A 21,043-nucleotide genomic window follows, 5' to 3' on the forward strand; every position below is an offset into this window, starting at 1 on the left:
GACTAAGGACATGACGCTGAAAAACATCCAAATAGCCCTCTTGGGCCTCCTAGTCTGGTCATACGTGGGCATGGCGGCGGCGGACGAATTCACCGACGAAGACGAGAAGCGCTGGATGGCCCAGTTCGACGCCGTCGCCCAGCAAGGGCGCAGTCTGTGGACCAGTCCGGCGCTCGGCAGCAACGGCGTGGTCTGCGCTCAATGCCACCCGAACGCCGCCAACACCCATCCCGAAACCTATCCCAAGTTCCAGAAACAACTGGGTAAGGTCGCGCTGCTGAGCGACATGATCAACTGGTGTATCCAGAATCCCTTGCAAGGAAAACCACTGGAACTGACCGACCCCAAACTGACCGCACTGCAAGCCTATGTGACCTGGGAGCGACGCGGCGTCCCGCTGGCTCCGGGCAAACACTGAGTTCACCGATATCCCGGCCCTCCCGGTGCGCCGGGGTGAACTCCGGCGGGACTGCACGATCCAGCGTCCTAAGGAAATTGCATTAAGCCCTGTTTTGAGTCGATACTCTGCGCCAAGCCAACCTCACCTTCGCGCATGGGAGTATCAATGAAAGCCACCGAACGCCTGCTGCTGGAAAACAAGGCCTGGGTCCAGGAAAAACTGGACCAGGACCCTCATTTTCTCGATCACCTGCGCCAGGAGCGAAACTGCGAAATCTTCTGGATAGGCTGCTCGGACAGCCGGGTCCATGCCGATGAGATCACCAACAGCGCACCCGGCGAAATCCTGGTTCATCGCAATACCGGCAACCAGGTTTGCCATTTCGACTTCAACCTGCTCGGCGCCCTGGAGTACGCGGTCCACGTGCTCAAAGTCGAGCACGTGATCGTCTGCGGCCATTACCACTGCCGCGGCGTCAAGGCGGCCATGGCCAAACCGCTGACCGATCTCACCTTCGCCAACAAGTGGCTCAAGCAGATCAAGGATGTCTATCGCCTGCATCGCCGCGAAATCGACGCGGCAGGCGATGAGAAGCAACGCTGGGACCGGTTGGTGGAACTCAATGTGATCGAGCAGGTTCATAATCTGGCGCATACCCAAATCGTCCAGCGGGCCTGGAACAACAGCCGCCAGCCGCTGCTCCATGGCTGGGTCTACGGCCTGAACGACGGAGTGATCAAGGAATTGATCAGCCTGACGCCCGACGTTCAACTCGACCCTCTCTACCAGTACGATTTAGAATAGGCGCTTCGTCCCCCGTCGATCCCGATAAATACCTCCATGTCCATTTTGAATATCGTCCTCGTCGGCCTGCTGGCTTTCAGCCCCCTATCCTTCGCCAAAGAAAAACCCAAGCACATGTCCGAAGCACAACCCCGCGTCAAATTCGAAACCACCCTGGGCGATTTCGTCCTGCAACTCGATCCGGCCAAGGCGCCTGCCACCGTCGAGAACTTCCTGACCTATGTCAAGGAAGGCCATTACGACAACACCATTTTCCACCGCGTCATCGCCGGATTCATGGCACAAGGCGGCGGTTTCGACACCGAATTCAAGCAGAAGCCCACGCATGCTCCGATCAAGAACGAAGCCGACAACGGCCTGCTCAACGAGCGAGGCACCATCGCCATGGCGCGCACATCCGATCCGCACTCGGCATCGGCTCAGTTCTTCATCAATTACAAAGACAACGATTTTCTGAACTACCAGAGCCCGACTCCGCAAGGTTGGGGCTATGCGGTATTCGGCAAAGTGGTGGAAGGCTTGGACGTCGTCGACGCCATGGCCAAGGTTCCCACCGGCCGCGGCGGCCCGTTCCCGACCGACGCGCCGCAAACGGCGATCGTCGTCAAGAAAGCCTCGGTGCTGGCACAGTAAAACCATCGAAGAGGCGGCCTCAGGCCGCCTTTTCATCGGCCAGTATGAAACCCGAAACCCTGTTCATATCGGACCTGCACCTCAGCGCGGCCCGTCCCGACATCACGCGCCGATTCCTCGGCTTCATCCAGCAACGCGCGCTCGGAGTCGAGCGGCTCTATATCCTGGGCGATTTGTTCGACGCCTATATCGGCGATGACGACAACGCGCCACCGAACCGGCAGATCAAGCTAGCCCTGAGAAAAGTCAGCGACAGGGGCACGGCGGTTTTTTTTCAGCACGGAAACCGTGACTTCCTCCTCGGCGAAGATTTCTGCCGGGAAACCGGAGCGACCCTGCTGGGCGATTACGCGGTCATCGACCTTTACGGTGTGCCGGCCCTGGTCACCCACGGCGACCTGTTATGCACCGACGACATTCCTTACCAGGAGGCCCGGCTACGGGTGCGCAGCGAGCAATGGAAGTCCGATGCGTTGTCCAAACCCCTGTGGTTGCGGCAAGTCTATGCGCGCTGGTACCGCTTCAAGAGTGGGCTGGACAAGAGCAAAAAAACGCAGGAAATCATGGACGCCAATCCCCAGACCGTAGAGGCCGTCCTGCAACATCACGGGGTGAGGACGCTGATACACGGTCACACCCACAGGCCGGCACTCCATCGCTTCGAACTGGATGGCCAGCCCGCCCGGCGTTTTGTATTGGCCGAATGGAATCCCGACGGACAAGTCCTCTGTTGGCACAAGGACGGTAGCTGGGGATTGGAAAACATCGTCTGACGACGCGCCATCTCGCCGCTAGGAAGCCCGGCCCCGGAACTCTCATGCCGAACGAGCCTCGACCTAAAGGCGTCGCGGAACCTCTCAAACGCAAAATCGCACTTCACCGCAGCCGTACGCGCGGTCTGGCCTATATGGTCATGGCCAGCCTGCTGTTTTCGGTCATGAACGTCTGCGTCTACGCGGTGGCGATATACCAGCCCGAATTGTCGGCGATGACGGTCAGCTTCGTGCGCGTGTCCGTCAACCTCGTGATACTAGTCATCCCGGCGCTGGCGGCCGGTCGGCCCGCCTCGCTGTTCGGCGACGGCCGTGCCTCGCTGTGGCTGCGGGGCCTGTTCGGCGCGGTAGCCCTGATGTTGTCATTCACCGCCATCCAACGCATCGGGCCGGGCGAAAGCTCCTTTCTCAACGCAAGCAGCGGACTGTTCGTTGTCCTCCTGGGACCCTGGCTTTTATCGCAACGCAATAGCCGGGCGACCTGGCTGGCCGTACTGGGCGCCTTTGCCGGCATATTCCTGCTCTTCGAACCGCGCTGGGACGGCGACGATTTTCCCGGCCGGGCCATGGCCTTGCTCGGCGGCCTGCTATCCGCCCTGGCCTATTTGATGGTGGCCAGGGCGGGGCGCAGCAACTCGCCGGAATCGGTGATTTTCTATTTCTGCTTGGTCGCCATTACCCTGCACGTGGCCTGGTTCGCCTGGGCGGGCTATTCGATCCCCACGCTCCCGGAGATTTGGGCACTGATGCTGCTCGGCGGGCTGGCCGCGAGCGGTGCCCAACACTTCATGACTCGCGCCTATCAAACGGCCCCTGCCGCGCTGGTCAGTGCGGTGGGTTATGCGGCGCCGGTGTTGAGCCTGGCCTGGGGCATCGTGTTCTTCGACCGTATACCCGACCCACGCGCGCTCGTCGGCTGCGCGCTGGTTCTGGGCTTCGGCGTGCTGCTGCCGTTTCTTACCCGCGCCGAACGCTGATGGCCTAAGCTGATTCGCTCCGACCCATCCCGCTGCTGACCAACCCGTAACCAAAAGGATTTATGCCATGAAATTCGTATGCCGCCCGCTGGCCCTCGCGCTCGCGCTCGCTCTATCGCTTTCCACCGGTTCGTCCGCGGCCGGCAAGCTCGACAAGATCGGCCACATCGTCGTCATCTACCTGGAAAACCGCAGCTTCGATCATTTGTACGGCCGCTTTCCCGGCGCCGACGGACTGGATGACGCCAAGCCCCTCAACACCGTGCAGATCGATGAACGCGGCAATCCCTACGCCACGCTGCCGCCGGTGTTGAACACCTCGAAAAAACCGCTGGCGCGGGATCCCCGCTTCCCCGCCGATCTGCCCAACGGCTCCTTCGACCTCGGTCTCTACGTGAAACCGGCGGAAAAGACCGGCGATCTGACCCATCGCTTCTACCATCATCAGGCGCAGATCAATGGCGGCAAGCTGAACCGCTTTGCCCAGGTATCCGACGCCGGCGGCCTGACCATGGGACATTACGACGGCAGCAAGCTGCCCCTATGGCAATACGCCTTGCGCTATACCCTGGCCGACCATTTCTTCCAGGCGGCCTACGGTGGTTCCTTTCTCAATCATCAATGGCTGGTGTGCGCCTGCTCGCCGTTTTTCCCCAAGGCACCGGACGGCATGAAGGCACGGCTCGGCAAAGGCGGCGAACTGGAAAAAGACGGCGAACTGACGCCGGACGGCTATGCGGTGAACTCGATCTATCCGGCCCAACCGCCCTACCCCGAGTCCAGTGCGCCGGACAAGCGATTGCCGCCGCAGACCGCGCCCACCATAGGCGATCGGCTGTCGGAAAAAGGCATTTCCTGGGCCTGGTATGCCGGCGGCTGGAACGACGCGGAAGCCGGCAAGCCGGCCGGACACTTCCAGTTCCACCACCAGCCCTTCGTCTATTACCAGCGTTATGCGCCGGGCACGGCGGAACGCCGCGAGCACCTGAAAGATCTGACGGATTTAGAGGCCGCCATCGCCCAGGGCAATCTGCCGGCAGTGTCCTTCTACAAGCCGATAGGTGCGCTCAACGAACATCCGGGTTATGCCGACGTCGTGTCGGGCGAACAGCACATCGCGGACCTGATCGCCCGGATAGAACACAGCCCGCAATGGAAAGACACCGTCATCGTGGTCACCTATGACGAATACGGCGGCTTCTGGGACCACGTCACTCCGCCCAAGGGCGACCGCTTCGGTCCCGGCAGCCGCATCCCCGCCATCGTCATCTCGCCTTACGCCAAAAAGGGACAGGTCGACCACACCGTCTACGACACGACCTCCATCCTCAAGCTGATCGAAAACCGCTGGAATCTGACGCCCCTGGGCACGCGCGACGCAAAAGCGACTAGCCTGGAACGGGCACTGGACCTGCGATGACGCGAACAAACCTCGCGCGCCCGCACAGAGATCGGGCGCAAGCTCAGGTCAATCCATAGGCGATCACGGCATAACGGCCCAGCTTGCCCAATGCGATGGCCGCCAGGCCGGCCGGGAAAGAAAACTTCAGCCAGCCGGCAGCGAAACAGAAGCCGTCCCCCACCACCGGCAGCCAAGACAACAGCAAGATGGGCAAACCGTGGCGGCGCACGGTCTCCACGGCCTTGCGCCGGCGCGGATCGTTCAGTTGTTCCAGCGGATAACGGCGTGCCGTCCAGGCCCCCAGCCACCAGGTCGTCACCGCGCCCAGGCTGTTGCCCACGGTGGCGACCGCCAGCAGCCAAGCCTGCGGCTGCTCGCCCTGGAGCAGCAGATAGGCCAGCACGGCCTCGGAACCGCCCGGCGCGATGGTCGAGGAGATGAAGGCGCTGAGGAACAAGCCCCAGACGCCGGTGGACAGGAAAAACTGATCCATGCGATGAGCTCTCGTGTTGGGCCCGCGATCTTAACACCATCCCCGCGGCAGGCGGCTTCGGGCGAGGCGGGCGGGTGTGTTCTCACGTATAATCCGCGCCCATCCGAATACTCCGAACCAAGCCAATTTCGTACGCATGGATAAAACCTACGATCCGCACGCCATCGAGCAGCGCCTCTACCAGAACTGGGAAAACCAGGGCTATTTCGCCCCGCGCGGGGAAGGTAAGCCCTACAGCATCATGATCCCGCCGCCCAACGTGACGGGCAGCCTGCACATGGGGCACGGCTTCAATAACACCATCATGGACGCGCTGATCCGCTATCACCGCATGCTGGGCGACAACACCTTGTGGCAGGTGGGCACCGACCATGCCGGCATCGCCACCCAGATGGTGGTCGAGCGGCAACTGGCAGCGCAGAACCTCACCCGATTGGACTTGGGGCGGGAAAAGTTTCTGGAAAAGGTGTGGGACTGGAAAGCCGAATCCGGCGGCACCATCACCCGCCAGCTGCGCCGCCTGGGCTCCTCGGTCGACTGGAGCCGCGAGCGCTTCACCATGGACGAAGGCCTGTCGCGCGCCGTGCAGGAAGCTTTCGTGCGCCTCTACGACGACGGCCTGATCTACCGCGGCAAGCGTCTGGTGAACTGGGACCCCAAGCTGCACACCGCCATCTCCGACCTGGAAGTGGTCAGCGAGGAGGAGCAGGGCAGCCTGTGGCATTTCCGCTATCCCCTGGCCGACGGCTCGGGCCATCTGGTGGTCGCCACCACCCGTCCCGAAACCATGCTGGGCGACACGGCCGTCGCCGTGCACCCGGAGGACGAGCGCTATAAGCACCTGATCGGCAAGACGGTGAAGCTGCCCATCACGGAGCGCGAGATTCCCATCGTCGCCGACGATTACGTCGACCCCGAATTCGGCACCGGCTGCGTGAAGATCACCCCGGCCCACGACTTCAACGACTACGAGGTCGGCAAGCGCCACAACCTACCGCTGATCAACGTATTCGACCGCGACGCCCGCATCCTGCACGAATTCACCGTGCTGACCTTCGAGAACTACGCCGGCACCCATGGCGAGAAGGCGCCCGAACGCTATGCCGGCCTCGACCGCTTCGAGGCGCGCAAACTCATCGTGGCCGAACTCGAATCGCTCGAATTGCTGGAGAAGATCGATCCGCACACGCTGAAAGTGCCGCGCGGCGACCGCTCCGGCGTGGTGGTCGAACCCTGGCTGACCGACCAGTGGTACGTCAACGCCCGCGAACTGGCCAAGCCGGCCATCGAAGCCGTGGAGAAGGGCGACATCCGTTTCGTGCCGCAGCAGTACGAGAACCTTTATTTCGCCTGGATGCGCGACATCCAGGACTGGTGCATCTCGCGCCAGCTCTGGTGGGGCCACCGCATCCCGGCCTGGTACGACGAACAGGGCAAGGTCTACGTCGGCCGCAACGAGGCCGAAGTGCGCGAGAAATACAGCCTGAACGGTGATTTCGCCCTGCGCCAGGACGAGGACGTGCTGGACACCTGGTTCTCCTCGGCGCTGTGGACCTTCTCCACCCTGGGTTGGCCGGATCAGACACCGGAACTCCAGACCTTCCACCCGACCAACGTACTGGTCACCGGCTTCGACATCATCTTCTTCTGGGTGGCGCGCATGGTCATGATGACGATGCACTTCATGAAACACCCGGACGGCACACCGCAAGTGCCTTTCAAGGTGGTCTACGTGCACGGCCTGGTGCGCGACGGGGAAGGCCAGAAGATGTCCAAGTCCAAGGGCAACGTGCTGGACCCGCTGGATCTGATCGACGGCATCAGCCTGGACGACCTGGTGGCCAAGCGCACCAGTGGGCTGATGCAGCCGCAGATGGCGGAGAAGATCGGCAAGCGCACCCGCAAGGAGTTCCCGGACGGCATCGCCGCCTACGGCACCGACGCCCTGCGCTTCACCTTCGCCTCCCTGGCCGCCACCGGCCGCGACATCAAGTTCGACATGGGGCGCGTCGAAGGCTACCGCAACTTCTGCAACAAGCTGTGGAACGCCGCCCGCTATGTGCTGATGAACACCGAGGGACACGACTGCGGGCAACTACCCTCACCCCAACCCCTCTCCCAAGGGGAGAGGGGATTAAGTCTACCGGACCGCTGGATATTGAGCCGCTTGCAGCTCACCGCCCGTTCGGTCGCCGAGGCCTTCGAGGGCTACCGCTTCGATCTGGCCGCCCAGGCCATCTACGAATTCACCTGGAACGAATACTGCGACTGGTACCTGGAACTGGCCAAGGTGGTGCTGAATCAGGGCGACGAAGCCGGCCGGCGCGGCACGCGGCAAACTCTGGTGCGGGTGTTGGAATCCCTGTTGCGCCTGACCCATCCGCTGATGCCCTACATCACCGAGGAAATCTGGCAGCGCGTCGCGCCCCTGGCCGGCGCCACCGGACCTTCCCTCATGCTGCAAGCCTATCCGCAAACCGACGAGAGCCTGATCGACGAAGCGGCGGAAACCGAGATCGCCTGGGTGATGAATTTCATCCTGGGGGTGAGGCGCATACGCGGCGAGATGAATATCGCCCCGAGCAAGCGCATCCCGGTCCTGCTGGAAAACGGCGGCGCTCAGGAGCGCCAGTGGCTGGACGACAACCGCAGCCTCATCCTCGATCTGGCCCGTGTGGAGGAGATCCGCTGGCTGGACGCGGGCGAACCGGCACCGGAATCGGCCATCGCCCTGCTGGGCGAACTGCGTATCCTCATTCCCATGCGCGGGCTGATCGACAAGGATGCCGAACTGGCCCGCCTCAACAAAGAAATCCAGCGCATCGAAAAAGATCTGCCGCGCATCGAAGGCAAGCTGAGCGATCCCGCCTTCATCGGCAAGGCACCACCCCAGGTCGTCGAAAAGGAACAGGCCAAGCTGGCGGAACTGCGCGCCAGCCTCCAGCAACTGAAGGATCAGGCGGTACGGATCGGCGCGTTGTGAACCGCGCGAGGCCGGCTCCCGCCCCATGAACATTCCCGACCACGCGGCCGAAAAGCGCGATACGTCTTCGCTGCCCACCACCCTGGAAGGCTGGTGCGAACGATTGCAGGAGCGGGAAATGCCGATCTTTTCGCGCACCGTCCAACGCCTGCAGGGCGCGATGGAAGACGGGCGGTCGAGCGTATTGACGGTCGCGCGCATCGTGCTGGAAGACCCGTCGCTGACCGCCAAGCTGTTGAAGCTGGGCAACACCGCCTACTACAACCCGCGTAGGCAACCGTTGTCCACCATCAGCCGCGCCATCGTGATGATAGGCCTGAACGTCATCCACGATCTGGCGGTAGCCTGCGCCTTCATCGAAACCGTCATCAAGGGGCGCAGCAAGCCCAAGGTGCTGAAGGAAATCGCCCGCGCCCTGCATTCGGCCGTGCAGGCCAAGGCGCTCGCATCGCTGGTCGGCGAGCGTGAGCCGGAAGAAGTGTTCATCGCGGCCCTGATGCAGAACATCGGCCATATCGCATTCTGGGGCTTCGAGCAGAACAAGGGGGAGGAAATCCTGGCCCTGGTCGAAAACGGCGAACCGGAGGACAAGGCCGAGAAACAAGTCCTGGGCTTCCGGCTCCGGCAACTGGGTGCATCTCTGGCGCGCAACTGGAAATTGGGCGGCCTGACCGAAGAATCGTTCTCCGGCTCGCCGCCGACCCGCCGCATGGAGGCGATCCGGCTCGGCTGCGAAATGGCCCGGCTGGCCGAGGCCGGCTGGAACGCTCCGCAACTGGCAGCCTATCTGGAAAAACTGGCCCAGTGGTCGGGCCGGCCCGCTCAGGAAATGCTCGCGCGCGCGCAGGACAACGCCACGATCGCCATACGCCTGGCCGGGCACTTCGGGGCATCGGAAGCCGCTCCTTACATTCCGGCGCCATCCAAGACGTCGGCCGCCGCCGCCGAGCTCGCCGAGTCGAAACAACCCGCCGAGGAAATCGACGAGCATCCGGCCCGGGCCGTACAGCAGTTGATCGTCGACGACATCAGCAAGTTGATACTGGGCCAATTCGACCTGAATCTGGTGCTGGAAAGCATCATCGAAGGACTTTACCGGGTCCTGCACATGGAGCGGGTATTGTTCGCCCTGCTGACACCGGACCGCCTCACCATACGGGAGAAAACCGCCCTGGGCTGGCCGGCGATCGACGGCCGCGAGCCCATCACCCTGCCCGCCACCACCACGCCGCACAACCTGTTTTCATTCGTGCTGGAACGCAACCAGACCGTCTGGGCCGTGCCTGACGCACGCTCGCCGCTGGCCTCGCTGTATACCCAGACCTTCAAGTCGCGCATCGGAAGCCATGAATGCTTCGTCGCCCCGATAGGCTTGCATAACAAGACGCTCGGTTTGTTCTATGTCGATCGAGCCCTCAGCCACACGCCCATGACGCGCGAACAATTCGACGGTTTCCGCCAGCTCACCCAGCAGGCCAATATCGCGCTCAAATTGTCGCAGTCGCCCGTCTGACGACTTCCGCCGCCAGGCACAGCGCCAGCCACAGACCCGTACCGAATCGCACCAGTTCCATGGCCCTCGTTATGTCGCCGGCCGTGGCCGGGCGCCCCTGACCTATGCCGGGGCGCTCATGCCTCACGCCCCGGTAAGTCGCCGCCCCTCCCAGGCGCAAACCCAAAGCCCCCGCGCCGGATGTCATGACCGGCCCGGCGTTCGGGCTTTCCCAGCGACCGGCCTGAGTGCGCCAGCAGCGCAAGGCCACACGGAAATGCCCTAGCGAGGCATAGGTCAAGGCCGTCAGGCGGGCCGGCAGATAGTTCAACACATCGTCCAGACGCGCGGCGGCCCAGCCGAAGTGTATAAACCGCTCGCTCTTATAGCCCCACATCGCGTCCAGGGTGTTGGCCAGACGGTACAGCACGACGCCCGGCGCCCCGGCCACGCCGAACCAGAACAGCGCGCCGAACACCGCGTCGTTGCCGTTCTCCAGCACCGACTCGACGGTTGCCCGGGCGACCTCGTCCGAGCTCATGTCGCCGGTATCCCGGCTCACCAGGCAAGCGACCCGACGCCGGGCCTCGATCCTGTCGTTCGCCGCAAGCGCCGTGCGGACGGCCTCGGCATGTTCGCCCAGGCTCTGCAGCCCCAACGCGAAATACAGAGCCATAACCTCGACGATAGCGCTCAAGCCCGGCGACCGGGCCAGCCAGGCCGCCAACCCTACGGGCGGCGCCGTGAGCAGGACGACGGCCAGGCAGCCGCGCAGGCGCCCGGCTTTCCGGCCCCGATTCAGGCGGCCTTCCAGATCAGACGCCAGCCGACCGAATCCCACCAGCGGGTGAAACCGGCGCGGCTCGCCCAGCAAGCGGTCCAGCAGCACCGCGATGATGGCGGCAGCGGCGACCGTCATGGCCGGAACAAGGCCGCCACGGCTTGCGGGTTGGAGGGGAAATAAGCATGGAAAAACGAAGCGGTCAGCCGGCCGACCCGCCAAACGGCTTCCGGCCTGCCGTGATGCCGAGCGGCCCGCGTATGCATCGCCGGCTCCAGCGCCACATCGGCTCGCGCATGGTGAAAGCTGTGGCCGCGCAACTCGCCCTCGGGCAGATCGAGCGCCTGCAAGCCCAGATTGACCAGCCCGTTCTGCAGCGCGCCCTGCCCCGGCAGCAGCCCCGCCATCTCGCCGGTCCGGCCGCTCGCATCGGCGAGCGATTCGAGCAGATAAAGCAGGCCGCCGCATTCCGCCCACAGCGGCTTGCCGGCCCTGCAATGGGCGCGCAACGAGTCCTTGAGCCGGCGGTTTTCCGCCAGCGCGGACAAGTGCAGTTCCGGATAACCGCCGGGCAGCCAGACCGCGTCGGCCTCAGGCAGGGTGTCGCCGGCCAGCGGCGAGAAGAAAAGCAGTTCGGCACCGAGCGCGCGCAAGACATCCAGGTTGGCCGGATAAAGGAAGGCGAAAGCGGCGTCGCGGGCCACCGCGATGCGCACACCATCCAGCAATCGCGGAAGCGGCTCGGTTTCGGTGGCGTGAAAATCCACCGGCTCGGGCAAAGCGTCCGCCCAAGCGGCATCCAGCGCGGCCGCGGCATGGTCGAGCCGAGCGTCCAGGTCGGCGATCTCCTGCGACTGCACCAGCCCCAGATGACGCTCGGGCAGGGCCAGTTCGGCGGATCGCGGCAGGGTACCGAAGAATCGAAGACCCGGAGGCAGACTCTCCCGCAGCATCGCCGCATGGCTCTCGCTGCCGACCCGGTTGGCCAGCACGCCGGCGAACGGGAGACCGGGACGAAAAGTCGCCAATCCATGGGCGAGGGCGCCGAAAGTCTGCGCCATGGCGGAAGCCTCGATCACCGCCAGCACCGGTATGCCGAACAGCGCAGCCAGATCGGCGCTGGAGGGCGTGCCGTCGTACAAGCCCATCACGCCTTCGACCAGGATCAAGTCGGCCTCGCCGGCCGCGGCGCTCAGCAACTCCCGGCAGTGGACTTCCCCGCCCATCCAGAGATCGAGGTTGTACACCGAAGCGCCGCTGGCGCGCTCCAGTATCATGGGGTCGAGAAAGTCCGGCCCGGTCTTGAACACCCGCATCCGTCGCCCGCGATTGCGGTGGAAGCGGGCCAGGGCCGCGGTGACCGTGGTCTTGCCCTGGCCCGAGGCCGGTGCCGAGATCAGCAGTGCCGGACAGCCGCTCATGGAACGGCCCTCCCCCAGCGGTTCTCGAACACCAGTTCGTCCAGGTTACGCCTGTGGTCCCAGCCTGCCGTTTCCAGCATGGGCTCGGGATAAAAAGCCTCGACATGGCCCAGACACAAGACCGCCATGGGCCGCGCGCCTTCCGGAAAATCCAGCAAACGCGCCAGTTCGTCCGGCTCGAACAGCGACACCCAGCCCAGGCCCAAACCTTCGGCGCGGGCCGCCAGCCAAAGATTCTGGATGGCGCAGGCCACCGAGCATAAATCCATCTCGGGCAGGGTGCGCCGGCCCAGCACGTAGCGTTCCCGCCCCTCGCACAAGGCCGCGACCAGCAGTTCCCCGCATTCGCGTATGCCATCCAATTTCAAACGCAAGACTTCATCGGTCCGGCTTACGCAGGCCTCGGCGGTGGCCTTATGCTCCCGCTCAGCCAGGGCGTGGATGGCCAGACGCAGTTCGCGATCGGCGATGCGGATGAAGCGCCAGGGTTGCATGTATCCCACCGAAGGGCCCTGATGCGCGGCCTCCAGCAAGCGGCGCAGCACGGCGGGGTCGACCGGGTCGCGCGTGAAATGGCGCATGTCGCGCCGCTCGCGGATGACGCGGTAAACGGCGTCCCGCTCTCCCGGACTATAGGCTGCACTCATGAATTCGAACACCGAGAATGTGAACCGTCGTCTCGCGCTGGGAGACGAAAAACGGCGGCCCTTATATCATGCCCAGACTAGATTTGCCTGTCCGCTACCGGTCCTCTTACGATGCTTGCGTAGAAAAGCGATGACGAAGAAGCTGACGATACGAAGCGCAAGCCCGGACGATGCCGGCGAAATCGCGGCCATGACCGGCGCCTTGCTGGACGAAATCACACAAGCCATGGGAGCCCGGGTTTTTGATTTCAATCTCGACGAGAGCGTTGCCAGGCTCAAGGACTTTCTCGACCGGGAAATATATTTCGTTTTCCTGGCCCTCGACGGGGATGGAGAAGCCGCGGGATTCGTGGCGCTCTACGAAAGCCATGCCCTGTATGCCGGCGGGGCTTTCGGCACCATCGCGGAGTTCTATGTCCGTCCTCCGTTCCGCTCGCTGGGCATGGGGCGAGGCCTGCTGGAGCGGGCCAAAGCTTGCGGCCGTGCGCGCGGCTGGACGCGCCTGGAGGTCACGACTCCGCCGCTCCCGCAATTCGAGCCTGCATTGGCTTTTTATGAGCGTGAGGGATTTTCCGTCACGGGCGGCCGTAAAATGAAGGCGGCGCTGTGATTTCATCCTCGATCGAGCCGGTGCGGCTTCCCTGGCGGCCTTATTCGGACGTCGAGCGGTGTGGACCCTGACCGGCTGCCAGGCAACCCTACTTCTAACCGTGAGATCGCCATGAACCGACTGCTTGCTGCCTCCGCCCTGCTCCTGGGTTTAGCCCATGCCCCGTATTGCTCGGCCGAGGACCTGCAAAAACACCCGGATGTCTTGAGCGTCGAGGTGAGAGCGAACGGAGCAAATCGCTTCGATTTCGACGTCACGATCTCCTCGCCCTATGACACGCCGCAGCGCTACGCCGACGGCTTCCGCGTCAGCGGCACGGACGGCCGGAATTACGGCGAGCGCAAGCTGCTGCACGATCACGCCACCGAACAGCCCTTCACCCGCGATCTGTACGACGTCGACATACCGGCCGGCATACGCGCCGTGCGCGTGCAGGCGCGGGATCAACAATACGGCTACGGCGGCAAAACCGTGGAAGTGGCGTTACCGGGACGTTGAGCGGCGCCGTGCTGCGCGTGGGCCTCATCTCCGATACGCACGGGCTGCTGCGTCCCGAGGCGCTCGCGTTTTTGCGCGGCTGCGAGCACATCATCCACGCCGGCGACATCGGGCACGTCGGCATCCTCGAAGAATTGCGGACGCTGGCGCCCCTGGCCCCGGTGCGCGGCAACAACGACCGGGGCGACTGGGCGCAGGGCTTGCCGGAAACCGAGTTTCTGGAGATCGGCGGCGTATATGTCTACGTCATCCACGACCTGCGGGAACTGGACATCGACCCCGGCTCCGCCGGGGTATCCGTGGTCGTGTCGGGGCACTCGCACGTGCCCCGCATCGCGGAGAAAAACGGCGTACTTTACGTCAATCCGGGCAGTTCGGGCCCCCGGCGTTTCAAGCTCCCGGTCGCCGTGGGCGAATTGATCCTTGCCGGCGGATCGGTATCGGCGCGCATCGTCGAGCTCGATCTCGGCAAATAGGACCGCAAAGACTTCACGACTGGGCTGACTGCCGCGCGGCCGGTCTGGCGGCGATGATTTCCCATTCCCAGCGTCCTTCCGGCAGCAGCCGCAACAAGGCATCGTGGTTCTCGATGCGTTCGTCTTCCCCGCGCAGACCTGCCCGGCCTATGGTCAGATAGGTGATCGCCCGGTCGGTGAACATCTGCATGAGCTGGCGCGTCGTCGCCGGATCCGCCTCGGTGCTCGGATGCTCCAACACCACGAAGCGGGGCGCGGCGAGCAGAACGCGCGCGAAAGACACGGCTCTCTGCTCGTCTATCGACAAGACGCTGTCCCAGTTGCGCTCCACATCCAGCCATCCTACACGCGCCAGCATGGACTCCAGTCCCAGGGAGCGAAGGATCTCCAGGATGTGTTCGTCGGATGTCGCGCCCTTTCCGGGGCCGCCGTCCAGCGCTTCGCGCAACGTGCCGGGTGGGAGATAAGGCCGCTCGGGCAGGAACAGGATGCGGTCCAGCCGCGGACGTATCACCTTGCCGGTGCCGGTATCCAATATGCCTAAGGTGGCCTTGAACAGTGCGTACTGGGCCCGCTCGTCGGTCCCGGTGATCAAGACCCGCGTGCCGTGCGGGATCGTTACCGTCAGATCGCGAATCAGATCCTGATGACCGCCGGTCGGCGACATGATCGTCAAATGCTCGTAGGCGACCTTGTCGTTGTCTTCCACATAAGTCGTGCCCGACGACGTTTCCGCCTGGGCCAGTTGAATTTCGTACCAGAGATTGATCAGGCGCTCGATCACCGCGGCGTAGGAGGAAATGGACTGGAACTGGGTGATGATGAGAGAAAAGGCGCCGATCAGCATCGAAAACGCCATCACCGATTGGGTGATGACACCGAACTCGGCATCGCCCTGGATGAACAGCGGGGCCACAATCAGGATGGGAATGAGCTGCACCAGATAGTTGTAGCCGGTAGTGAAATAGCCCAGATTCCGGTTGACCACGATGATCTTGCGAAAATTGCCGACCACGCTGTCGAAGCGCGAGCCGAGCCGGCTCAGCAGACGGTGCTCCTGGTGCAATTGGGCGATCGACTCCGCGCGTTCCCGCACATGGATCAGGCCCGAGCGAAAATCGGCCTCCTTGTCCAGTTGCTGGTAATTGAGCCCCACCAAAGGACGACCGAGCACCACCGTCAAATACGAACCCAGCAAGGCGTAAGCCACCGCGACCACGAACAGGCCGGGGCTGATGGACCACAGCACCCCTGAAAATGCGGCCACGGTGAAGACCCCGTTGAGCCCCATGAGGGCGAAGGACAGCGTGGTGGTCGTGAAGGTGCGCACGTCGTCGGCAATGCGCTGATCGGGATTTTCGAACCCGCTGCTCTTGATGAGCGGGTCGTTGATCCGGTAATAGGTGGGGTATTGCAGATAAAGCTCCAGCAAGCGCCGGGTCATCCAGTCCCGCCATAAGAGGCCGAGGCGCTCTTCGGTATAGCGCAGCCATACCGCCACGCCGGTCGAAACGGCGAAGACCCCGACATAAAGCAGCGCCTGATGCAAATAGGCCGACATGTCCCGCCCCGCGATGGCGGTCATGAAATCCCGGCCGACATAGCTGTTGACGATGTTGAGGCCGTTGATGCCCAGCAGCAGGGTGATCAGCATCACGAACCAGCGGATTGCCCTGCCACCGACTTCCGAACGGGCGAAATCCCGCATCAGCTCGACGATCAAGCCCCACCCTTGCTCGTTTATGGGAATGTTCAGCATGTTGCCCTCTTCTTGTTGTTGTCCCGGCGCGGCGGGAACACCGACCGGCGCCTACTCCCTCCACCGTGGTCGGGCCCATAGCAAGATTGCCGTTTCATGACGACCTCCTCGCGCCCGCATTATCTACGATCGGCGGCCTGAACGGCAGGCTGGGGTAGACGATGTGCGGACTTCGAAGAAAGAGCTGGGCTTGACCGTAAGGAAGAGAGAACCGGCGGTTGGGTCACGGGCCCGCAAAAACGGGCTTGCGGAGAGCCATGCCTAGGCCGCAGGGGTTGGCCCGATAGCGGACCGGCCACACGGAAGCGCAGGACTAGCGGTGGCCCCCATGAAAATGCGGGCGCAAGCCGGGCGGGCGGGGGGCAAAAGGCCGGTAAGGACGATAGTAAGGAGAGCGGGGTCGATATTCCCGGTACTGCCAGCTGGGATACCCGTAGCCATAATAGCCCGGACCGTAATAGCCCGGACCATAGCGATAGCCGTAGCCGTAACCTGGACCGTAGCTGTACGGATAGGTGTAGCGGTAAGGATAACCGCCCTGATACCGACTCCGTAGGAGACACCCGTGGTGCCGCAGCCCGCCAACACCAGGGTTAAAGCCATGAGCGCCGAAGCCACCGCGACACGCAGCGTTTTTCGTGCGGGAACGAACATTGACTGTTTTCCGAGTGAGTGAGACACGGCATTAGACCGGATTATCCTCGTGGCGCTCCCTATCTCGCAGGAGAAATCGATCCGGCTCAGGCCGGCTTCCGGGCGGTCACCACGGCATTGACCCCGTGCCGGTATTCCACGGCGACATCGACGCAGCCCAGCGAGCGCAGCGATTCGAGTGCGGGGGCCAGACGCATGATGTGATCGGGCGATTCGTCGCTGAACAAATGCAGGATCCACTGCTCCAGCACGTCGAGGCGTTGCATGCGGGTCAGTTCGCGAAAATAACCGCGAACTTCCTCTTGGGTCAGGCGGCATTGCTCGCGCACGTCATCCAAGGCATAGCGATCGCCGTTGACGAACAAGCCGCCGGGCTTGAGCACGCGGAAGATTTCCTGCAACACCTCGAGGCGATAGGTCGCGAAAAAATTGTGCAGCACATAGGCGCTGGCCACCGCATCGAAGCGGGCATCCGGCTGCGACCGCAGGGTCGTCAAGGCGTCCTGCTCCAGCAGGGTCAGACGGCCCTGATCCAGCCACCGCGAGAGATTGCGCCTGGCCTGGTTGAGCATGGTGGGCTCGCTATCCATCGCCAGCAACCGGATGTCGTCTCGGCCGCTCAACAAGGCGATGCTGGTGATGCCGGTGCCGCAGCCGATCTCCAACACCTCGATGGGATCGGGCCGCGGCGGAAGTTCGGCGACGCGTGCGCCCACGCGCAAGCTGATGTCCGGCGCGCTTGGACAAATGATTTTGAGCAATTCGTAGTGTTCGCCTATCAGTCCGGCGAAGAGCTGTTCGACCTGTTTTTGGGCTTGCATGGGGTGAAGTCTTTAGAAATCCGGGAACGCTCGCCAGCCGGTTGAAACTGCGGGTGAACCCAGCGGGTTTGAGGGATGCGGACAATATCAGGAATGGTGGCCAGGATAAACCGCAGGGCCGACGCCACCCCGCCGGACTGGACGTGGCTCAGGGTTTGCCGGACTTCATGCTTCCGCGCATGTAACAACGGTCTTCCGATAATTCGTCATATCGGCCGGTCAAAAACGCATCGCAATCGTCCAGCGTGTCTTCCAGACTGACCGCAACGCCGGGTATGCCGCTGTGCTGCGCGGCCACATAGAAGGGTTGGGTCAGATAGCGTTGCAATTTGCGGGCGCGCAGGACGATGCGACGGTCGGTTTCGGACAATTCTTCCAGGCCCAGCATCGCGATGATGTCTTCCAGCTCCTGGTAACGGGCCAGATGTTCGCGCACGCCGGCCGCTATCGCGTAATGGCGCTCGCCCAGGATATGGCGATCCATGAGCTTGCTGCTGGAAGCCAGCGGATCGACGGCGGGATAAATGCCTTTGGCGGCCTGGCTGCGCGACAGGATGACGGTGGTATCCAGATGACCGAGGATGGCGCTCACCGCCGGGTCCGTCATGTCGTCGGCAGGCACGTAGACGGCCTGGACCGAGGTGATGGCGCCGGTGCGGGTGGACAGGATGCGGTCTTCCAGCTCGGCCACTTCCGTCGCCAGAGTGGGCTGATAGCCCACGGTCGCCGGCATGCGGCCCAGCAGGCTGGAAATCTCGCTGCCGGCCTGGATGAAGCGAAACACGTTGTCCATGATGAACAGGATCTCCTTGCCCAGCGTGTCGCGCAGATATTCGGCGTAGGTCAGCGCCGACAGGCCGACCCGGAAACGCACACCGGGCGACTCGTCCATCTGGCCGAATATCATCAGGGTCTGCGGCATCACCCCGGCGGCCTGCATTTCGTGCCAGAGTTCGTGGCCCTCGCGGATGCGCTCGCCCACGCCGGCGAACACGGAAACCCCGCTGTGCAGGGCCGCGACGGCATGCATGAACTCCATCACCAGCACAGTCTTGCCCACTCCCGCTCCGCCGAACAAGCCGGTCTTGCCGCCCCGCACGAAGGGACACAGCAAATCCATGACTTTGACCCCGGTCGCCAGCACGCCGTCCAGCGTGGTGCTGTCCGCCAGGGGCGGCGGCCTGCTCTGGATCGGACGCCATTCTTCCACCGCGAGTGGCGCGCCGCCATCCAGCGGCGCGCCGAATATGTCCAGCAGGCGGCCGAGACAGTCCGACCCCACCGGCACCCGCAACGGACCTCCGGTATCGTAGACCGGCATGCCGCGCCGCAAGCCGGAGGTGTAATTGAGGGTAACCGCGCGCAGGTGATTCTGATCCAGGTGTTGATGGACTTCGAACAGATAGCGTTCCTGCTTCACATAGGCGCACAGCGCCCGATGAAGCGGTGGCAGCCGTTCGCACGACACCATGACCACGGGGCCGTGGACTTCGCTGATCGTGCCTATGAGGGAATCTGCATCGGGCATAGTGAATTGGAATTCGGCTTGAACGCGCGGTCGGCTGGCCTATCGCTTAATTCTCGTCCCGCGGCTAACGCAGCAGGGGTTTGCGCCGGGCTCCCTTGTGGCGACGGCCGGCGAACCGGCCCGCTCAGTGGCCCCTAGGCCGGCGTGTAGCCCCGCTTTGGCCAAGCCGTCACCGCAGCGCTATGATCCAACATGAGCTTAACAACTTGAGCACGGAGTAAAAATGTCCGCAAAGAAAACGCTAAACGCCGCGATGACCGCCACGGCCCTGGTCGTCGGCGCCCAAATTTATCCGGCGGTGGGGGTCGCGGGCCTCCCTGCAACCTCGCTGGATATCGCGCTCAATCAAGCCTCATGCCCTGCCGGCCAAAACATACCGATGGAGGTCACTCGTCTGCGCGACGACATCGCCCATGCCGCCAGCGTGGACGAAGCGCGGACCCTGGCGCTGGCGCCCACCGACGCCGCGCTGCAGGCCGTAAGCAGGGCGCGCTACGTGATGCCGCTGAGCGAGGATCTGCAGCAGGCTCAAACTCGGCTCGAAGAACAGCGCTCGCGCATCAACGCCGCCGCAACCCCGCGCCGGGTCGCCGACGAGTTTGCCGGGATGACGGTAGCGGGCCTGGACGATGACCGGCTGATCCATGCCAAGGTCGGCAGCCACGGTTGCAGCTATTCGTCCGGCGAGACCATCGCGATCGTGATCGGGCTGATACTCGGCATCATCCCCGGCCTGATACTCCTGGTCGTGCTTTGCTGACCGCGCACGCAAGCCGCCCGACACGGAATATTCCGGCACTCAGGCCGGCATTGATCGGGTCAGGCCGCATCGGACTCGACCGCGGCCTCGATCGCAAGCTCACGGGCGTCTGAGTCCGCCGGTCGCAGACGCCACCACGCGGCGAGCAGGCTGCCGATGATGGAATGGAAGCTCGCCGAGATCGCCGAGGGGACCGGCGCCAGCGCCATTTGCGGAAAACTGGCGCGGGCCAGGACGGCACCCAGACCGGAATTCTGCATGCCGACTTCGATGGAGATCGTGCGGCAAGTCCTTTCCTGCAACTTCAGCATACGCGCCATGGCGTAGCCCAAGGCAAATCCGCCCAGGTGCAGAAGCGCGACGGCGCTGAGCAATTTCAGCGCGGAGGTCCTCACCGTATCCGCATTGGCTCCGATCACACTGGCGCAGATCAACGCGATGAAGATCACCGAGACGAAGGGCGCGACCGGCGTCACCGCGCTGACCAGACGCGGAGTGTAGCGGTTCAGCAGCATGCCCAGCAGGACCGGCAAGGCCACCACCTGCAGCGTATTGACGAACAGGCTCCAGGCATCGACCGTCACATAGGCGCCCGCCAGCCATTTGGTCAGTAGCGGAGTCATCACCACCGCCGCGAAAGTCGAGCAAAGAGTCATCAGCACCGAAAGCGCAACGTCGGCGCGCGCGATGTAACTCACCACGTTGGAAGCGGTGCCGCACGGGCAGCAGGCCACGAGGATGAGACCGACGGCCAACTGCGGTTCGAGTGCCAGGCCCTGGGCGATCGACCAACCCAGCAGGGGCATGATGGAAAAATGCGCGATGACGCCGATCAAGACCTGCCGAGGCATGCGGGCGACCCGGCGGAAATCCTGGAAGCTCAGGGTGATGCCCATGCCTATCATGATGGCGGCGAGCCCCCACACGATCATGGTTCCGCTGAACCAGGTGAACCAATGGGGATAAACCAAGGCAAGACCGCTACAGGTCAGCACCCAGAAAGGGAACAGATTGGCGAGCAGATTGAATAGACGCATCACGTGGATCGATGGCGGAGTTTAAAAGGGCGCCAAGAGTAACATGAGGGGGGAGCGGGTTGAAAAATCCGGGCTAGGCGATAGAAAATGCAGC

20 protein-coding genes are annotated in these 21,043 nt (G+C 63.3%); 12 read left to right on the top strand and 8 right to left on the bottom strand.

Features of this window, described 5'->3' with window-relative positions; all coding sequences use genetic code 11:
• Positions 1-10 precede the first annotated feature (10 nt).
• The 6 genes from JWZ97_RS08150 (at position 11) to JWZ97_RS08175 (ending at position 5,007) form a co-directional block, all read left to right on the top strand.
• Positions 11-418: a cytochrome C gene (locus JWZ97_RS08150; protein ID WP_205434270.1), complete on the top strand. Its 408-nt coding sequence runs from the start codon at positions 11-13 to the stop codon at positions 416-418.
• A 147-nt stretch (positions 419-565) separates the two neighbouring features.
• Positions 566-1,204, top strand: coding sequence for a carbonic anhydrase (locus JWZ97_RS08155; RefSeq protein WP_205434271.1), 639 nt, complete (start codon positions 566-568; stop codon positions 1,202-1,204).
• A gap of 36 nt (positions 1,205-1,240) precedes the next feature.
• Positions 1,241-1,837: a peptidylprolyl isomerase gene (locus JWZ97_RS08160; RefSeq protein WP_371822608.1), complete on the top strand. Its 597-nt coding sequence runs from the start codon at positions 1,241-1,243 to the stop codon at positions 1,835-1,837.
• A 44-nt stretch (positions 1,838-1,881) separates the two neighbouring features.
• Positions 1,882-2,610: a UDP-2,3-diacylglucosamine diphosphatase gene (lpxH, locus tag JWZ97_RS08165; protein WP_205434272.1), complete on the top strand. Its 729-nt coding sequence runs from the start codon at positions 1,882-1,884 to the stop codon at positions 2,608-2,610.
• Positions 2,611-2,654: 44 nt separating this feature from the next.
• Positions 2,655-3,587, top strand: a complete 933-nt coding sequence (locus JWZ97_RS08170; RefSeq protein ID WP_240342541.1) for a DMT family transporter — start codon at positions 2,655-2,657, stop codon at positions 3,585-3,587.
• A 67-nt stretch (positions 3,588-3,654) separates the two neighbouring features.
• Positions 3,655-5,007 (top strand): alkaline phosphatase family protein, encoded by a 1,353-nt coding sequence (locus JWZ97_RS08175; RefSeq protein WP_205434273.1) that lies wholly within the window; start codon positions 3,655-3,657, stop codon positions 5,005-5,007.
• A 43-nt stretch (positions 5,008-5,050) separates the two neighbouring features.
• On the opposite strand, the gene JWZ97_RS08180 is transcribed toward JWZ97_RS08175, so the two are convergent.
• Positions 5,051-5,482: a YqaA family protein gene (locus tag JWZ97_RS08180; protein WP_205434274.1), complete on the bottom strand. Its 432-nt coding sequence runs from the start codon at positions 5,480-5,482 to the stop codon at positions 5,051-5,053.
• 136 nt (positions 5,483-5,618) lie between these two features.
• Here JWZ97_RS08180 and JWZ97_RS08185 point away from each other — a divergent pair, with 136 nt between their 5' ends.
• Together JWZ97_RS08185 and JWZ97_RS08190 are read left to right on the top strand one after the other, a co-directional pair.
• The gene (locus JWZ97_RS08185) at positions 5,619-8,465 is read left to right on the top strand and encodes a valine--tRNA ligase (protein ID WP_205434610.1); all 2,847 of its coding nucleotides are present in this window, start codon (positions 5,619-5,621) and stop codon (positions 8,463-8,465) included.
• A 25-nt stretch (positions 8,466-8,490) separates the two neighbouring features.
• On the top strand, positions 8,491-9,978 hold the full coding sequence (locus tag JWZ97_RS08190; RefSeq protein ID WP_205434275.1) for an HDOD domain-containing protein: 1,488 nt from the start codon (positions 8,491-8,493) through the stop codon (positions 9,976-9,978).
• Here the strand turns inward: JWZ97_RS08190 and cbiB are convergent.
• From cbiB to bluB, 3 genes are read right to left on the bottom strand one after another with little or no spacing between them, the layout of a single operon-like run.
• Positions 9,953-10,876: an adenosylcobinamide-phosphate synthase CbiB gene (gene cbiB, locus JWZ97_RS08195; RefSeq protein WP_205434276.1), complete on the bottom strand. Its 924-nt coding sequence runs from the start codon at positions 10,874-10,876 to the stop codon at positions 9,953-9,955. The genes JWZ97_RS08190 and cbiB overlap by 26 nt on opposite strands.
• Positions 10,873-12,159, bottom strand: a complete 1,287-nt coding sequence (locus tag JWZ97_RS08200; protein WP_205434277.1) for a cobyrinate a,c-diamide synthase — start codon at positions 12,157-12,159, stop codon at positions 10,873-10,875. Before JWZ97_RS08200 ends, cbiB begins: the two co-directional genes overlap by 4 nt.
• A complete protein-coding gene (gene bluB, locus JWZ97_RS08205; RefSeq protein ID WP_205434278.1) occupies positions 12,156-12,806 on the bottom strand; it encodes a 5,6-dimethylbenzimidazole synthase in 651 nt (216 codons plus the stop codon). Before bluB ends, JWZ97_RS08200 begins: the two co-directional genes overlap by 4 nt.
• Positions 12,807-12,936: 130 nt before the next feature.
• On the opposite strand from bluB, the gene JWZ97_RS08210 reads away from it, so the two are divergent.
• The 3 genes from JWZ97_RS08210 (at position 12,937) to JWZ97_RS08220 (ending at position 14,390) form a co-directional block, all read left to right on the top strand.
• Positions 12,937-13,416 (top strand): GNAT family N-acetyltransferase, encoded by a 480-nt coding sequence (locus JWZ97_RS08210; RefSeq protein ID WP_205434279.1) that lies wholly within the window; start codon positions 12,937-12,939, stop codon positions 13,414-13,416.
• A gap of 111 nt (positions 13,417-13,527) precedes the next feature.
• Positions 13,528-13,914, top strand: coding sequence for a hypothetical protein (locus tag JWZ97_RS08215; RefSeq protein ID WP_205434280.1), 387 nt, complete (start codon positions 13,528-13,530; stop codon positions 13,912-13,914).
• Positions 13,911-14,390, top strand: coding sequence for a metallophosphoesterase family protein (locus JWZ97_RS08220; protein WP_240342542.1), 480 nt, complete (start codon positions 13,911-13,913; stop codon positions 14,388-14,390). The genes JWZ97_RS08215 and JWZ97_RS08220 overlap by 4 nt, the downstream gene beginning before the upstream one ends.
• Positions 14,391-14,403: 13 nt before the next feature.
• Here JWZ97_RS08220 and JWZ97_RS08225 read toward each other — a convergent pair whose 3' ends face one another.
• The 3 genes from JWZ97_RS08225 to atpD form a co-directional block, all read right to left on the bottom strand.
• Entirely contained in the window at positions 14,404-16,149 is a 1,746-nt protein-coding gene (locus JWZ97_RS08225; protein WP_205434281.1) for an ABC transporter ATP-binding protein/permease, read from the bottom strand.
• A gap of 740 nt (positions 16,150-16,889) precedes the next feature.
• Complete coding sequence (locus tag JWZ97_RS08230; protein WP_205434282.1) at positions 16,890-17,624, bottom strand: class I SAM-dependent methyltransferase; 735 nt, start codon at positions 17,622-17,624, stop codon at positions 16,890-16,892.
• A 148-nt stretch (positions 17,625-17,772) separates the two neighbouring features.
• Positions 17,773-19,152: a F0F1 ATP synthase subunit beta gene (gene atpD, locus JWZ97_RS08235; protein WP_205434283.1), complete on the bottom strand. Its 1,380-nt coding sequence runs from the start codon at positions 19,150-19,152 to the stop codon at positions 17,773-17,775.
• A gap of 223 nt (positions 19,153-19,375) precedes the next feature.
• Here atpD and JWZ97_RS08240 point away from each other — a divergent pair, with 223 nt between their 5' ends.
• Complete coding sequence (locus JWZ97_RS08240; protein WP_205434284.1) at positions 19,376-19,912, top strand: hypothetical protein; 537 nt, start codon at positions 19,376-19,378, stop codon at positions 19,910-19,912.
• Positions 19,913-19,971: 59 nt separating this feature from the next.
• Here the strand turns inward: JWZ97_RS08240 and JWZ97_RS08245 are convergent, their stop codons facing one another.
• Complete coding sequence (locus tag JWZ97_RS08245; protein WP_240342543.1) at positions 19,972-20,949, bottom strand: bile acid:sodium symporter family protein; 978 nt, start codon at positions 20,947-20,949, stop codon at positions 19,972-19,974.
• Between the last annotated feature and the right edge of the window lie 94 nt (positions 20,950-21,043).

The sequence above is a fragment of the Methylococcus sp. EFPC2 genome (genome assembly GCF_016925495.1).
Classification (GTDB): domain Bacteria; phylum Pseudomonadota; class Gammaproteobacteria; order Methylococcales; family Methylococcaceae; genus EFPC2.